Source organism: Pseudomonas sp. MWU12-2029, from assembly GCF_023242425.1.
GTDB lineage: Bacteria > Pseudomonadota > Gammaproteobacteria > Pseudomonadales > Pseudomonadaceae > Aquipseudomonas > Aquipseudomonas kribbensis.
Window position 1 is genome coordinate 169,138 of the sequence record NZ_JALJDY010000003.1, and the last position, 15,869, is coordinate 185,006.

General features: G+C 64.0%; 11 protein-coding genes. 8 read left to right on the forward strand and 3 right to left on the reverse strand.

All coding sequences use genetic code 11. The features are described from left to right. Positions 1-48: 48 nt before the first annotated feature. Entirely contained in the window at positions 49-948 is a 900-nt protein-coding gene (locus tag M5B44_RS08565) for a LysR family transcriptional regulator (RefSeq protein WP_248738827.1), read from the forward strand. A gap of 64 nt (positions 949-1,012) precedes the next feature. On the opposite strand, the gene M5B44_RS08570 is transcribed toward M5B44_RS08565, so the two are convergent. The 3 genes from M5B44_RS08570 to gspG form a co-directional block, all read right to left on the reverse strand. Beyond that, the gene (locus tag M5B44_RS08570; protein ID WP_248738828.1) at positions 1,013-1,579 is read right to left on the reverse strand and encodes a hypothetical protein; all 567 of its coding nucleotides are present in this window, start codon (positions 1,577-1,579) and stop codon (positions 1,013-1,015) included. A gap of 77 nt (positions 1,580-1,656) precedes the next feature. Next, positions 1,657-2,844, reverse strand: coding sequence for a type II secretion system F family protein (locus tag M5B44_RS08575; RefSeq protein WP_248738829.1), 1,188 nt, complete (start codon positions 2,842-2,844; stop codon positions 1,657-1,659). Between the two features lie 14 nt (positions 2,845-2,858). Continuing rightward, positions 2,859-3,287 (reverse strand): type II secretion system major pseudopilin GspG, encoded by a 429-nt coding sequence (gene gspG, locus M5B44_RS08580; protein ID WP_248738830.1) that lies wholly within the window; start codon positions 3,285-3,287, stop codon positions 2,859-2,861. A 201-nt stretch (positions 3,288-3,488) separates the two neighbouring features. Here gspG and M5B44_RS08585 point away from each other — a divergent pair, with 201 nt between their 5' ends. The 7 genes from M5B44_RS08585 to M5B44_RS08615 all read left to right on the forward strand — a co-directional run bounded on the left by M5B44_RS08585 (position 3,489) and on the right by M5B44_RS08615 (position 15,681). Continuing rightward, entirely contained in the window at positions 3,489-4,100 is a 612-nt protein-coding gene (locus M5B44_RS08585) for a lytic transglycosylase domain-containing protein (protein WP_248738831.1), read from the forward strand. Between the two features lie 202 nt (positions 4,101-4,302). Beyond that, entirely contained in the window at positions 4,303-10,122 is a 5,820-nt protein-coding gene (gene mnxG / locus M5B44_RS08590; RefSeq protein ID WP_318653924.1) for a manganese-oxidizing multicopper oxidase MnxG, read from the forward strand. Between the two features lie 33 nt (positions 10,123-10,155). After that, positions 10,156-12,063: a YncE family protein gene (locus M5B44_RS08595; RefSeq protein ID WP_248738832.1), complete on the forward strand. Its 1,908-nt coding sequence runs from the start codon at positions 10,156-10,158 to the stop codon at positions 12,061-12,063. Between the two features lie 13 nt (positions 12,064-12,076). Continuing rightward, positions 12,077-12,727: an SCO family protein gene (locus M5B44_RS08600; protein WP_248738833.1), complete on the forward strand. Its 651-nt coding sequence runs from the start codon at positions 12,077-12,079 to the stop codon at positions 12,725-12,727. After that, positions 12,724-13,344 carry an SCO family protein gene (locus M5B44_RS08605; protein WP_248738834.1) on the forward strand — a complete coding sequence of 207 codons (621 nt, stop codon included), beginning with the start codon at positions 12,724-12,726 and terminating at the stop codon, positions 13,342-13,344. Before M5B44_RS08600 ends, M5B44_RS08605 begins: the two co-directional genes overlap by 4 nt. Before the next feature lie 9 nt (positions 13,345-13,353). After that, entirely contained in the window at positions 13,354-14,904 is a 1,551-nt protein-coding gene (locus M5B44_RS08610) for an ABC transporter substrate-binding protein (protein WP_248738835.1), read from the forward strand. Positions 14,905-14,919: 15 nt separating this feature from the next. Next, positions 14,920-15,681, forward strand: coding sequence for a SurA N-terminal domain-containing protein (locus M5B44_RS08615; RefSeq protein WP_248738836.1), 762 nt, complete (start codon positions 14,920-14,922; stop codon positions 15,679-15,681). Positions 15,682-15,869: the final 188 nt, after the last annotated feature.

Here is a 15,869-nt window from a genome sequence, read left to right on the forward strand (position 1 = left end):
AGTGAAAAAGCGGCTATAAAGCGTTTAACTGTCAACCAGAGAGTGACAATGAACCCGTTCGAAGACATGCGTATTTTTTGCCAGGTGATGGACTCCGGCAGCTTCACCGCGGCGGCCGATCAGTTGGGCCTGTCCAAGCAGTTCGTCAGCCGTCGGTTGATGCAACTGGAGGAGCGCCTCGGCGTGCGATTGCTCAACCGTTCGACCCGGCGCCTGGACGTGACCCCGCTGGGCCAGAGCTATTACGAATCGGCGCTGCGGCTGTTAAGCGAAGTCGAACAGGTGGAGCAGGGCATCGCCGGGCAGACCGCCGAACCGCGCGGAACGATTCGTGTGAGCGCGCCGCTGTCGTTCGCGGTGGCGCACCTGGGATGTCTGCTGCCGTTGTTCCTGCAGCGTTATCGCGAGGTGACGGTGGAGGTCGATCTGAGTGACCGCCCGGTGGATTTGCTCGGCGAGGGTTACGACCTGGCGTTGCGCATCGGCGTGCTGGAAGACTCGACCCTGATTGCCCGACGCATTGCCGCCATCGAGCGGGTGTACTGCGCCAGCCCTGCATATCTGGCCGAGCGCGGCACACCGGTCAAGCCAGAGGACCTGCTCAGCCATGACTGCCTGCCCTACGGCCACGGGCGTTCGGTGCAGTGGCGGTTCAACGCGGGGCAGGGCAAGCCGCAGTTGGTGAATGTCACCGGGCGGATGCGGGTCAACAACGGCGAGTTGCTGCGGGATGCAGCGGTGGCGGGGATGGGGATTACCTACCTGCCGACGTTCATTGTTGGCGCGGCATTGAAGGACGGACGGCTGGTGCCGGTGCTGGACGATTTGCGTCCGGAGCCGTTGATTCTGTCGGCGGTGTACCCGCAGCACCGCCAGGCATCGCGGCCGGTGCAGGCGTTGATCGAGTTTTTGCGTGAGCGGCTGGATCAGACACATGTGGTTTTGTAGCCGCTGAAAAACAGTGTGGGAGCTAGCCTGCTAGCTCCCACAGGGGAAAGTATTTCAGGTTGAATCAGTTGGCGCGCTTGTCATCACCCGGCTCGCCGCCAACGTGTACGCCACGGTTATCACCGATCTCGCCAGCGCGATGTACGCCATGGTCGTCACCGACTTCACCTGCGCGGTGCACGCCGTGGTCATCGCCGACCTCGCCGGCACGATGGACTCCATGGTCATCGCCGATTTCTCCGGCCCGATGGACGCCATGATCGTCGCCCGCTTCGGCGTGGGCGCCGTTGCGTCCTGATGAGGCGCTGTCGCCGGAATGGCCCGACCCATGGTCGCTGCCGCTATGGCCACTGCTTCCACCTCCGCCGCTACCACTGTTGCCGCCACTGCCGCTGCCACCGTGGCTACCGCCCCCTCCGTTGCCACCTCCGTTGCCACCCCCGCCACCCCCATTTCCGCCTCCACCGCCGCCACTGCCTCCGCCGCCCCCACCACCGCTTCCTCCACCCCCACTTCCACCTTCCTTGGCCTGAACGCTGGACACCCCGGACAGGTTGTCCGGGATCAATACGGTGGACGCCGACAGGACTGCGCCGATGGCCATTGCGAGCATGAGCTTTTGAATGTGCATATCGTTCTCCGTCTTTGTTGTCTTGGTTGGGAACGTGGGTGCGCCTTGTTTGCGTGTGATCCGACCCGTTCCCGGGGTCAGTGGATACTCGAAGCGAGTTCGAAGATCGGGATGTACATCAGGATCACGATGACCCCGATCAACAGACCGATGAAGGTCATGAGCAGCGGTTCGAACAGCCGCACGAACCACTCGATCCAGCGGCTGATTTCCTCGTCGTAGAAGTCGGCGCTGCGTTCCATCATTTGCCCGAGGTTGCCGGACTGCTCGCCGGCGCGCAGCAGGCGCAGGGATACGGGCGTCACCAGCCGATTGAGTTCCAGCGCAGTGGACAACGACTGCCCCTCGCGCACTCGCTCGCAGGCTTGGTCGAGCCGCGCCCGCGAGGCCACGGTGAGCAGGCCGCGAACCATGCCCATGGCCGTCACCAGCGGAATCCCGCCTTGCAGCAGAATGCCCAGCGAGCGATAAAACCGCGCCAGCTCATACATGAAGATCCGTTGGTGCACGGCGGGCAGTTTTTCCACCAGCCGATCCAGCCCTCGACGAAACGCCGGTTGTTTCTGCAACACGGCGAGGGCGGTGATGATCGCCGCCAGAATCCCGAAAAATTCACCCTGATGCGCGTGCAGGAACATGCCGCTGCTCATCAGCATCTGCGACAGCCACGGCAGGTTCGAGCCCAGCCCTTCGAACACCAGACTGAAGCGCGGCACCACGTAGCCCATCAGAAACAGCACCACGCCACCGCCGACCACCAGCAACAGCAGCGGGTAGATCGAGGCGCTGACGATCTTCTGCCGCACCTCGTCCATGCGCTGGCGATAGCTGACATATCGACCCAGCGCATCGCCGACCGCGCCGGTTTTCTCGCTGGACTGTACCAGCGCCACGTACAGCGGCGGGAAGACCGCCGACAACTGGGCCAGTGCCTGGGAGAACGACTTGCCCTCATACAGCAGCCGCACCAGCTCGCTCAGGGTTTTGCGGGCAGCGGGGGCGGTTTCTTTTTCCGCCAGACTTTCCAGTGCATCGATCAACGGCAGGCCGGCGTTGAGCAGCGTGGTCAGTTCCTGGCTGAACAGCACCAGGTTGAAGGTCTCACGCTGGCTCAGGCGCAACGAACGCCAGTGACGCTCGGCGTGCAGGCTGACCACGCGCAAGCCCTGATCCTCGGCGATACGCCGTGCTTCACTGTGACCGGGCGCCTCGATGTTCAGCGTCACCACGCCGGCCTTGCCCACTGCCTTCAGATGAAAACGCATGCCCTGTGCTCCGCTCATTGCCAGTTGGTGACTTCGGCGTTTTCGCCTTCGCCGCCGGGCTGGCCGTCCTTACCCATCGACAACAAGTCGTACTCGGCGTTTTCGCCGGGGTAGCGGTAGGTGTAGTTACGGCCCCACGGGTCCTGCGGGAGTTTTTTCTGCAAGTACGGGCCGGTCCATTTCGCCTCGTCGCTCGGCGCGGTCACCAGCGCCTGCAGGCCTTGTTCGGTGGACGGGTAGTGGCCGACTTCCAGCCGATACAAGTCCAGCGCCTTGCTCAGGCCTTCGATCTGCGCCTTGGCGACTTTCACTTCGGAGCGCCCCAGCTGGGCGAAATATTTGGGCGCGACGATCCCGGCCAGCAGGCCGAGCACCACCAGCACCACGAGCAATTCGAGCAGGGTGAAACCCCGTTGGGCGCGCGGACGAACATGCAGCTTCATGATGACCTCCGGTGAGTGGCAGCCGAGTCGCCCCAGGGCCTATGCAATTGCCATGCTCAGCCCCCGATAAATCCTGCGTGTGGGCTGAAGCCCTTGTAATACGGGCATTTCAAGAGTCGGCACAGTGCTTGCGTACGGCTGAATCACGACAGGTCAGTGGGGCATTTTCCCCAATTTTTCGGGCCAGTCAGGGGAGGCCCAATGCTCAATCCAATCTGCGCAGGACTGCTTGGCTGCATGCTGTTGACCGGCATCGCCGAGGCCGATGTGTTTGTCTCCGTGGACGCCAAGGGCAGCTACGTACTGTCCAACGTTCACCGCCCCGGACGCACCTACGAACGGGTGATTCACGAGGCGCAAATGCCCGTGGTCAGCCTCGATCAACAACCGCAGTTGATCGCCAATCAGCCTTACGCCGAGCTGGTGTCGGCCGCCGCTGCAGCCAATCACTTGCCCGAAGCGCTGTTGCACGCGGTGATCAACGCCGAGTCGAACTACAACCCCGGCGCGACATCGCCCAAAGGCGCCGGCGGGCTGATGCAACTGATGCCTGAAACCGCCCGGGAACTGGGCGTGACCGACGTCTACGACCCCCGCGCCAACATCCAGGGCGGGGCCCGGTATCTCAAGCGTCTGATGACCCTGTTCGACAACGACATCGCCCTGGCCGTGGCGGCCTACAACGCCGGCCCCGACGCGGTGCTCAGCCGTGGCCGGGTGATCCCGCCGTTTGCCGAAACCCAGCGTTATGTGCCCAGCGTCCTGCGCCAGTACCGGCGTTTGCAGGGGCTGGCGGCGGACGCGCCGTTGTAAACCTTCAACCCGGTTTTCCCCACTTTCGGGGCAAATCCGCCGGGTCGGAAAAACGGGGAATCGGGTGGGGAATTTTCCCCGGATTCTCAAGTGGCTTGTGTAACTGACTGAGCGGTAATGCAATTTTTTGTGGCATGCAGATTGCTCCAGCGGGTTTGTCGAGAATCATTCCCTGTGAGCACCCACTACGAGGTTTCCGATCATGGTTGGCATTCACCACGCACCGTCCCTGTTGAGCTGGCTACTGTTGCTGGCTTCGATGCTCAGCGTCGAACTGGCCAGCGCCGCCGTGCGCTGCGAACGCAATCTGGTGGCCAACGTCGTGGCCTTCGATCAGCCGCTGATGTTCAACCGCCTCGGTGCGCAGAACGTCAACGGCATGATGTTCGCCTTGCGTCGCGACGTGGTCGATGACCATGACCGGTCACTGGCCCAGGGCGGTTCGGCGGTGCCGGGCAAAGTGTCGCTGCGCCCGGACAAGCGTCCACGGCCACTGGTGCTGCGCGTGGCAGCGGGGGATTGCCTGACCATCAACCTGCAAAACCTGCTGGCGTATCAGGCCAATCCCAATCATCACGCCGAGCCCGAGGGCGAAGCGGAAAACGCCAACGTCGGCGAAGCCTTCAAGGCCGACGAACAAGTCGCCGACCGGCATGTCGGTTTCCAGGTCAACGGCCTGCAAGCGGTGAACAGCATCGACGACATCGCCTCGTTCACCGGGCGCAACGCCAACAGTCTGGTCGCCCCCGGTGCCAGCCGTTCCTACCTGTTGTACGCCGAGCGGGAAGGGGCGTTCGATGTCAGCAGCCGTGGCGCGACATTCGGCGGGGAGGGCGCGGCCGGCAACAATGCCAATGGTCTGTTTGCCCAAGTGGTGGTCGTGCCCAAGGGCGGCCGCACTTACCGCAACACCCTCACCGAAGAAGAAATGCGCCTGGCCAGCACGGGCCGCACCCCCGCCGGACACCCCATCGTCGATTATCAGGCCCGCTACCCGCAACGCGAGCCGTGGCTGCGCGAAGGCAAGGCCGGTTCGCCGATCATCAGCATGGTCGACGGCAGTGAAATCATCTCCAGCGAAAGCGATGCCATCGTCATGGGCAGCAACCCCGACGGCAGCTTTCCGCCGATCACCTATCCACTGGAATCGGTGGGCAAACGCAACCCGGCGCTGCCCAACCGGCTGGAGCCGTTTCGTGATTTCGCCGCGCAGTTCCAGGATGAAACCGCCGTCACCCAGGCGTTCCCGGCGTACTTTGCCGACCCGGTCATGGGCCACGTGCTGGAGCCGACCCGCGACTCGTTCATGATCAACTACGGTGCCGGCGGCATGGGCGCCGAAGTGATTGCCAACCGTCTGGGCGTGGGGCCGATGCACGATTGCCTGTCCTGCGCCTACGAAGAATTCTTCCTCAGCTCGCACACCGTCGGCGACGTGGCGATGCTGGTGGATGTGCCGGCCAACACCGGGCTTGAGAACATCGCCCCGGGCCAGACGCCACGTGCCGATCAGGTCGGCGTGAAAGCCACCATGGCCCTGTATCCGTCAGAGCCATCGAACGTCGCTCACAGCTACATCGGTGACTTCGTCAAATTCCGCAACACCCACAACGGGTACGAACACCACATCTTCCACTTGCACGGCCACCAGTGGCTGTTCAACCCCAACGACGACAACTCCGATTACGTCGACGCCCAAGGCATCGGCCCGGGCGCCGGTTACACCTATGAAATCGCCAATGGCGGCTCGGGCAACCGCAACCGGGTGGCGGGCGATGCGATCTACCACTGCCACTTTTATCCGCACTTCGCTCAGGGCATGTGGGCCATGTGGCGGGTGCACGATGTGTTTGAAGAGGGCACCAAACTTGAGGTTTCCGAGCAAGGTGCCGACGGTTTCCACAGCGAGCCTTATGCCCTGCGCAGCGGCAAACCTGCTGCGGGCGCCCGCGCCTTGCCGGATGGCGAAATCATCGCCGGTACGCCCATTCCGGCGGTGGTGCCGCTGCCGGGCAAAGCCATGGCGCCGATGCCGGGCAAAGTCGTCGTGGTGCCGAAAATCGGCGAAACGATGGTCGCCGGCAACGATGACGACGATGACGAAGAAGAGGGCGACGACGATCACCACGGCGGCAACGCTGGCAACCAGGCTGTTGGTTCACTGGCCCTGGTGGATCGCAGCGAAGCCAACCGCAACGCTGACGGCAGCCTGAAAAATCCCGGCTATCCGTTCTGGATCGGCGGCATGGAGAGTTCGGTCGGGCAACGTCCGCCGACCCCACCGCTGGACATGCTCGACGCCGCCACCGCGCAATCGCTCAAAGCCAGCGGCAAGGCGTTGTGGGCCAACCTTGATCCGACTCAATCCGGCGGCTGGGACGGTGGTTTGCCGCGTCATGCACTGGACGGAAAGTCTGCTGGCGGCGAAGCGCTCACCGTGACCACGTCACTGGACTTTTCCAAGGCAGTCACCCGCGCCAAGCCGATTTACCTGCCGGAAGAAGGCACCGAAGTCGAACAGGCAGCGATGGCGTTCCACGCGAAAAAGGATCACCCAAGTTTTGCCTTGCTGCCCGGCAATCAGATTGTGGCCAAGGCTTTCCGCACCAACGGTGCTCTGCCGATTGCCGGCGCGCCGTATTACGAACCGTGCATGGACGATCGGCAAAAACGTCTGACCAGCAGCGCCGGTACAGGCGAATTCAACAGCGGTGAGCGGCTCGACGGCATGTCGTTTGTCGGGGCCTCGACGTTCACCGCCGACCGGCCACGAGTCTACAAAGCCGCCAACATCCAGTTCGACGCGGTGTACAACAAGGTCGGTTATCACTTCCCGCAAGCCCGCATCCTCGCGCTGTGGGAAGACGCCTGGCCGGTGATCACCAAGCAGCGTCCGCCCGAGCCGCTGGTGATGCGCATGAACACCTTCGACTGCGTGCAATACCAGCAAACCAACCTGGTGCCGGCCGTCTACGAGATGGACGACTATCAGGTGCGCACCCCGACCGACGTGATCGGACAGCACATTCACCTGCCGAAGTGGGACCTGACGGCGGCGGACGGTTCCTCCAACGGCTGGAACTACGAGGACGGCGTGCTTTCCCCCGGCGCCGTGCAGGAACGTGTGCACGCGATTCGCGAGTTCAACCAGTGCGCCGGCACCGACCCGCGAGACGGCACTCCGGCCTGCCCGAAAGCCAAGGCGCATCCGTTCTTCGGCCAGTACGGTCGCAGCGACTGGATGGGTGCGCGCACGGCGATGCAGCGCTGGTTCGTCGATCCGGTGATCAACAGCAAAGGCGTGGATCGCGGCCTGGGCACGATCTTCACCCACGACCACCTCGGCCCATCGACCCACCAACAGATCGGCCTCTACGCCACGGTGCTGGCGGAACCGGCCGGTTCCACCTGGTTCCACGCCGAAACCGGTGAGCCTCTGTACAGCGGCGCCCGGCAGGACGGCGGCCCGACGTCGTGGCAAGCGGTGATCAACACCGGCGACCTCGACGGCGACGGTTTGAACGACAGCTTCCGCGAGTTCTTCCTGGAGTACAGCGACTTCCAGCACGCCTATGAAGCCGGGGTGTACGTGGGCGCCGGCCCGAACGGCATCCCCAATGCCCAAGCGTTCCCGGCCACGGCCGACAGCTTCCGATTCGCGATCAACCCGCCGGTGCGCAACAACGCCGGCAACCTGCTCGAAGCGGTGGTCGAGGCGCGCGGCGGGATCATACCGGGCTGCCCGAGCCGGCCGTGCCCGCAGGCGATTTCCGTGGATGACCCCGGCATGTTCGTCGTCAACTATCGCAACGAACCGCTGGGCCTGCGGGTGTTCGACCCGAACAAAGTCGGCCCGGACGGCAAGCGCGGCATGCAGGCCGACGGCCTCGGCGGTGACCTGGCGTACGCCATGCAGAGCCGCACCGACCGTGCCATCCCGGCGCTGAACCTGGCACCGAACCAGATCAGTTCGGCCACCGGGCCTACCGGCGGCACCACGCAGTTTCCGCCGCACATCAACAAGGGCGGCGCCGAACCTGGCGATCCGTTCACGCCGATGCTGCGCACCTACACCGGCGACAACGTGCGGCTGCGGGTGCATGCCGGCGGCCACGAAGAAGAGCACAACGTCACCCTGCACGGCGTGAAGTGGCTGCAGAGCGGGTCCGGGTTCGGCAACAGCTCCAACTCCGGCTGGCGCGCTTCGCAGATGGTCGGGATCTCCGAGCAGATGGGCTTCATTGCGCCGGTGTCGATGCTGTCGAGTTCGGCTGCGACCACCGGGGATTATCTGTACTCGATGGACGCCTCGATCGAAGGCTACTGGAACGGCATCTGGGGCGTGATGCGCAACTACACCGCGCAACGCAACGACCTGTTCGCGCTGCCGAACAACCCGAAACCTACCGGCATGCGCAACACCGTGGCGTTCGAAGGCAGTTGCCCACGGATCAGCGCCAACCCCAACGGCATCGGCACCCGGCCCACCGTGCAGCGCAATTATGAAATCGTCGCGGTGCTGGCCAACGACATCCTGCGCAACCCGCTGGGGCTGACCATCGGTGATTCGGCCGGGCTCGGCCAGCATGTTGGCGGACCGCTGAATCCAGCGGGCGGCACGCTGGTATTCAACTCACGGCCAGTGAGCATTCCGCAGGTGACGGTGACCGATCCCGAGGATGGCGAAACCCTCACCATCGGCGGCCAGAGCGGGCCGATCCATGACCCGACGGCGATCCTGTATGTGCGCAAGTCGGATCTCGATCCGGCCACGGGCAAGCTCAAACCCGGCATTCCCGTCGAGCCGCTGGTGCTGCGTGCCGCTGCCGGCGACTGCATCAACATCACCCTGGAAAACCGCTTGCCGAGCGTGATGCCGGACCTGGCGCAGACCGCAATCCTGCAGGGGCTGGTCAAACGTGACCGCAACGGTGGCGACGGCTCGACCACCTTCAACAACAACCTGCTGCGGCCGTCCAGCCACGTCGGACTGCACGCGCAATTGCTGGCCTACGACATCACCAAATCCGATGGGGTGAACGTCGGCGCCAACCCGATCCAGACCGTGCCGCCGCGTGTCGGCAGCACCGGTGCCTACCCGACCCGTACCTATCAGTACTACGCCGGGCACCTGGAGCGCGAAGGCAAACCGATCACCCAACTGGGGCGCAGCGTCGACAACATCAATGCCACGGCGGTGGAGTTCGGCGGCCTCAACTTCACTCCGGCGGACGTGATCAAGCAACCGCAAAAAGGCCTCGGCGGGGCGATGAGTATCCTGCCGGTCGGCGCCACCTGGGTCGACGATGCACGCAAGGTCAGCGCCACGGTGACGGCGGCGGGGCAGACGGTCTATCGCGACTTTGCGATGGTCTGGCAGCGCGCGTTGAACCTGCGCTGGGCCAATGGCCGACCGGTGGAAGGCATCGCCTCCGAAGGCATGGGCGTGCCGAACGATCCGAAGGACAACGCCGGCATGGCCATCAACTACAAGGCCGAACCGATGTGGTACCGCTTCGGCCTGGCGCCGGACGCACCGTTCGGCCGCGCCGACGGCCACGGCTACGGCGACGTGCCGAACGCGCACATGGCCTACAGCAATGCGCTGGTCGGCGGCGATCCGCAGACCCCGGTGTTCTACGCCAGACCGGGTCAGCCGTTCCGCACCCATGTGTTGATGCCGACCGGTGGCAGCCGTGGCTCGACCTTCCAGCTCGACGGGCATCTGTGGTCGGTCAACCCGTTCCAGTCGGAGAAGAGCGATGTCGGCGGCTACCCGATGAACACCCCCGGCGTGGGCTCGGTGAAGTTCGGCTACAACCCGATGTCGATGTACATCGGCGCCCGCGAAAGCGTGCTGCCGGCGGCGCACTTCAGCTTCATGTTGCCGAGCGCCGGCGGTGCCAACGCGATAGCGGGGGATTACCTGTTCCGCGACAACGCCTCGTTCGGCAACACGGCGGGGTTGTGGGGATTGTTGCGGGTGACCAATGAGCCGGAGCCGGCACCGCCCGTTCAGTAGCCGGACTGGAATGGATTTGCAGGGGAGAGCGACATGAACAGGATCATCAACATCATCGGCGTGTGTCTGCTGACCATCGCAGGTGCGCTGCTCACCCTTGGCGAGCTTGCCCTGGCGCAGACGCTGACCCGTGATGGCGTGTCCATCGCGTTCAACCTGCAACCGCTGGCCCGCGACGGCAAACTGCGTGAAGGCGAGTTCGCCGACGTACAGTTCCGCGTCACCGATGGCGCCTCCGGCCAGCCGCTGTCCGGGGTGGCGCCGGGGGCCTGGATCGATCCGCAAACCGTTGCCGCCGACCAGGCCCAGGGCCGCGACAAGAGCTGCAAATCCCGGGTCGGGACGTTCCTCAAATCCAACATCGGCGCGCGGCCGCTACTCGATCTCAACAGCTACTTTCTGCTGGTGATGAACCGCGATGCCAGCGTTTCGGTGATCGATCCATCGGTCTCGGTCGGCGGCATCACCAGCACGTTGGCGCGGATCGAACTCAAGCAACCGCCGATGGACTGGGTCACGCCCAGGGACAACAAACGGGTATTCGTGTCGATGCCGACGGCAGGGGAAGTAGCAGTGATCGACAGTGAACAATTCAAAGTCCTCGACTCGGTGGCCGCCGGCAGCCAACCGGTGCGGGTCGTGCTGCAACCGGATGAGCGCCTGTTGTGGGTCGGCAACAACGCGGCGAAGGCCGAAGAGTCCGGGGTCACCGTGATCGACGCCCAAAGCCTGAAACCGCTCAAACACTTGGCGACCGGTCGTGGCCACCACGAAATCACTTTCAGCAAGGACAGCCGCTTCGCCTTCATCAGCAACCGCGACGACGGTACGTTGAGCGTCATCGACATTGCCACCCTGAGCCTGCTGCAACAGATCAAAACCGGTTCCAGCCCGTTGTCGGTGGCGTACTCGCCGCTGTCCGGCGCGGTGTATGTGGCCGACGGCAAGGACGGCACCGTCACGGTGATCGACAGCAACAGCCGCGCCGTGCGGCGGGTGATCAAGCTGCAACAGGGCCTTGGCCCGATGGGTTTCAGCGCCGATGGCCGCTTCGGCGTGGTGCTCAATACCCTGGAAAACCGCGCCACGGTGATCGACGCCGCCAACGACGCGGCGATCCATGATCTGGATGTATCCGCCGAGCCCTATCAGGTTGTTTTCACTAAGGCCTACGCCTACGTGCGCGGGCTGGCGTCGCCGAAAGTCACCATGATCAACCTTTCTTCGCTTGGCGAAGGGCGGCAGCCGATTACTCAAGGCTTCGAGGCCGGGCCACAACCGCCACGGCTGGCCGGGGATTTACCGCTGGCGTCGAGTCTGGCTGTATCCCGCGATGACAACGCGGTGTTCGTGGTCAACCCGGTGGACAACACTACCTATTTCTACGCCGAAGGCATGAACGCGCCGATGTCCGGCTACCCCAATCGCGGGCAGGTCGCGCGTGCGGCCATGGTGGTCGACCGCAGCCTGCGCGAGGTGTCGCCGGGGCTGTACAGCGCCCGGGTGAAACTGCCGGCGGCGGGGCGTTTCGACGTGGCGTTCCTGCTCAACCAGCCGAACATCATTCATTGCTTCAGCGCGCAGGTGGAGTCCGACGGCGCGGCTGAAAAACACGTCGGGCCGCCGACAGTCGAGTTCCTGCCGGGCAAGGCTGCCGTGGCGCTCAATGACCCGTACGTGGTGCGGTTCCGCATCGTCGAAGGCAAACAGAAGGTGCAGCGCACGGGCGTGAAAGACGTGCAGTTGCGCTACTTCCTCGCGCCGACGTCGCGGCCCCGTGACGTGGCGGCGCTGGAAGTCGCCGACGGTGTGTACGAAGCCCCGCTGACCCTCGACCGCAGCGGCGCCTGGTACCTGCATGTGCGCGCGGCTTCGCTGGGCGCAGGTTTCGATGACAAGACATTTGCCAGTGTCCGGGTGTTGCCCGGCCAGACTCAGTGACGAGGACAACGCCATGAACCGATTCGCATCATCCGGCCTGCTGACCCTGTGTCTGTTGGCCGCCGGCATTCATCAGGCCCGGGCCCATTCGGCGGACGAACACGCGGGGCACAAGGCACCGGCCGCCAGCACTCAGGAACACACCCAGGTCAAATTCATCGACGTGCCGCTGCTCGACCAGAACGGCAAGACCGTGCACCTGGAACAGGATCTGGTGCACAACAAAATCGTCGTCATGAGCTTCATCTACACCAGCTGCACCACGGTTTGCCCGGTGGTCTCGTCGATCATGGGCAAGGTGCAGAAACAGCTGGGCTCGCGGGTCGGCGGCGAAGTGCAATTGGTGTCGATCAGCATCGACCCGCAGCGCGACGACCCGAAACGCCTGCAGGATTACGCCCGCTCTTTCCAGCGCGGGCCGGGCTGGAGCTGGCTGACCGGTTCACCGCAGTCGATCAACGCCACCCTCAAGGGGCTGGGCAGTTTCAGCGGTGACTTCAAGAATCATCAGCCGCTGATCCTCGTCGGTGACGGCAACAGCCGTCACTGGATGCGCTACTACGGCTTCACCGACCCGGCGCTGCTGGCCAAGGAAGTGGAAAAACTCAGCGGTCTGCGCACCCACGCCAGACACACCGCGATTGCCATGGAGCAACAGCCATGAGAATGCTCCACTGGATCTCCCTGACAATCTGTTTCCTGATTCTCGGCAACGTGGCGTTCGCCCACGAAGGCCATGTACCCGATGCTCCGGCACCGGTTACCGCCGCGCCGGCCAAAGGCACCCACGACGCAAAGACCTGGTTCACCGACACGCCGTTGCTGGATCAGCATGGCAACACTCAGCGTTTCTACAGTGACGCGCTGCAGAATCGCGTGGTGCTGCTCAACGTGATCTTCACCAGCTGCAACGATGCCTGCCCGCTGATCACCCGCAAGCTCAAGGAAGTCCGCGAGCTGCTGGGCGACAAGGCCGAAGGCGTCACCTTCATTTCCCTTACCAGTGATCCGCTGCGCGACACGCCGGCGGTGCTCAAGGCTTACACCTTGAAGCAGGGCGCCGATGACCCTCACTGGCTTTTCCTTACCGGCGACAAGGCGCAGATGGATCTGGTGCTCGGTCGCATCGGCCAGATCGTGCCGACGCCGGAGCAGCATTCGACCCAGTTGATCGTCGGCGATGTCGCCAACAAACGCTGGAGCAAGATCCGTCCCGACGCCCCGGCCGCCGCCATTGCCCAGCGCTTGCAGCTGCTGACAATGCCCGTGGCCGGCCGCTGAGTCCGCGCCATGAACCAACGCCGCGTCCTCGCCCTGATCCTGCTCGCTGGCGCCAGCCTCGGCGCGGCTGCGTTGCCGCTGACCGATGAAGAAAGCGCCGGCAAGCGCCTTTACCGTGAAGGCCAGTCGGCCAGCGGCGAGGCGATCATGGCGCGGGTCGGTGCGGCGGACGTGTTGCTGCCGGCCACGAGTCTGCCGTGCGCCAACTGCCACGGCACCGACGGCCTCGGTCGGCCCGAAGGCGGCGTGCGTCCACCGGAGCTGAATTGGTCACGACTGACCAGCCTCCACGGTCAGCAACAGGTTAATGGTCGCAGCTACCCGGCCTACACCGACAGCAGCCTGGCGCGGGTGATTCAGGAGGGACGTGACCCCGGCAACAATCGGCTCGACCCGAGCATGCCGCGCTTTCTGCTGTCGATGAAGGATCAGCGCAACCTCACCGCTTATCTCAAACGCCTGGCCGATGATCGCGATCCGGGGCTCGATGACCAGACCTTGCACCTGGGCACTTTGCTGCCGAGCCAGGGACCGCTGGCCGAGGAGGGCGCTACCGTGGCGGCGGTGCTCAACGGCAGCGTGGCGCGGATCAATCAGGCCGGTGGCATTCATGGCCGGCACTTGCGCCTGACCGTAGTCGATCCAGGGCCGGATCGCGCCAGCGCCGAACAGGCCCTGCAACGGCTGATCGACGAGGAAAAGGTCTTTGCGCTGATTGCTCCGCTGGCTCCGGCGCTGGATAACGAACTGGCGCCGCGTCTGGAACAGGCCGGTCTGCCGCTGATCGGGCCGTTGTCCCTGATGGGTTCGGTGCAGGCCAGTGCGCAGATCTTTGAACCGCTGCCGGGATTGCGTGAGCAGTTGATCGCCCTGGCCGACTACGCCGCCGCCAGCCTGAAAGTGCTGCAAGGGCCGACGCTGATCGCCTATCCCGACGACCCGTCTCAGGTGCAGGCCGCGCAGGCGCTGGGGCAATACTTGCAGGGTCACGGCTGGAAAAATGTCCGAATGCAGGCCTACGACCCGGCGGCGGATACCTTGCCGCTGGGCTCACGCTCAGTGTTTTACCTGGGCAGCGGCAGCGGTTTCAGTCGGTTGGCGGCGGGGCTGCAGCATGCCGGGCAAGTGCCGTATCTGTTCGCGACGTCGGGGCAGGTGGCGGGTGATTTGATGCAAGTGCCCGAGGGCTTTTCCCGGCGCGTCTTCCTGGCCTATCCCTTTGTGCCCAGCGACTGGACCCAGGTCGGGCGCATGGCCCTGACCCTGCTGCGCGAACATCAGGGCCTTGGTGCGCAGCATGCGGTGCTGCAAGTCGGTGCCTACGCCTCGATGCTGCTGTTCAGTGAAGCCATGAAGCAGGCCGGGCGCGACGCCAGCCGCGAAAAAATGGTGACAGCCCTCGAAGGCCTGCACGACTTCGACACCGGCCTGACCCCGCGTCTCAGCTTCGGCCCCGGACGACGTTCGGGCCTGAGCGGGGCGCATGTGGTCACCGTGGATTTGCCCGATCAGCGTTTCTATCTGGTCGCACCCTACAAACCGATTCTCGCGAGCCCCTGAACGGAGGCCTTGATCATGAAGCTCAGAAGCGTGTTGTGGCTGCTGGCGTGCTGGTTGCCGATGGCGTTCGCCAATCCGGAACCGGTGGCGGCGCGGATCAACGGCGAGGTGATTTCCGAGTTTCGCCTGGAGCGGTTTTTCGCTGAGTACCTGGAAGACCGGGGTCGCGCCGTTGCGAGCATTCGCAGTCCCAAGGCCTATAAACAACTGCGTCAGGCCGCACTGGACACGCTGATCGACAAGGAACTGCTGTGGCAGGAGGCGCAAAAACGTGGCCTGAAGGTCGATGATCAAGCGGTGCAGCAACAGGTTTCGCAGATCCGCGTCGCCATCGGTGGTAGCGACAAGTTTATGCGGCGCTTGCAGGATGCGGGGTTCGACGAGGCCTCGTTCACCGAGTACACCCGTCGCGAACTGGCGGCGCAGCAGATGTTCGCCACGTTGATCCGCGCAAACACCTTGCAGGCTCGGCATCTGTTGGTTCGGGTGGCGCCGGGTGCAGATGCCGCCACAGACGCAGCGGCGCGTCTACGCTTGATGCAGATGCGCGCCTCCGTGGTCGAGGGCGCAACGTTCGCCAGCGATGCCGTTCGCTCGCCATTCGGCTGGCATTTGATTTATTTGCCGAACCACTTGGAGGCAGCCGATGTCCCAGAGGTGCAGGGGCTTGCAACAGTCCGGGTACAGCGTGCCCGACAGCAACAGGCCCTGGCTCGTCGCCAGGTGCTCGCGCAATTGCGGGCGCAGAACAGGATCGAACGAATTGACGACGATTGAAGGTTCCCCCCCAATAGTGGGGAATGGCTTCGATGCCCATTCAGGTGCTTCCCCGTTTCTGGGGAACGGGGTACCGGGACGAGCGGGCATTGTCATCAAATTCAAGGACATGAAGACCAAAATTTACCGGCACTCGGCCTGGCACGAAGTGTGCGTTACCTCTTGTGAGGCGCACTCCAGCAGGTTCG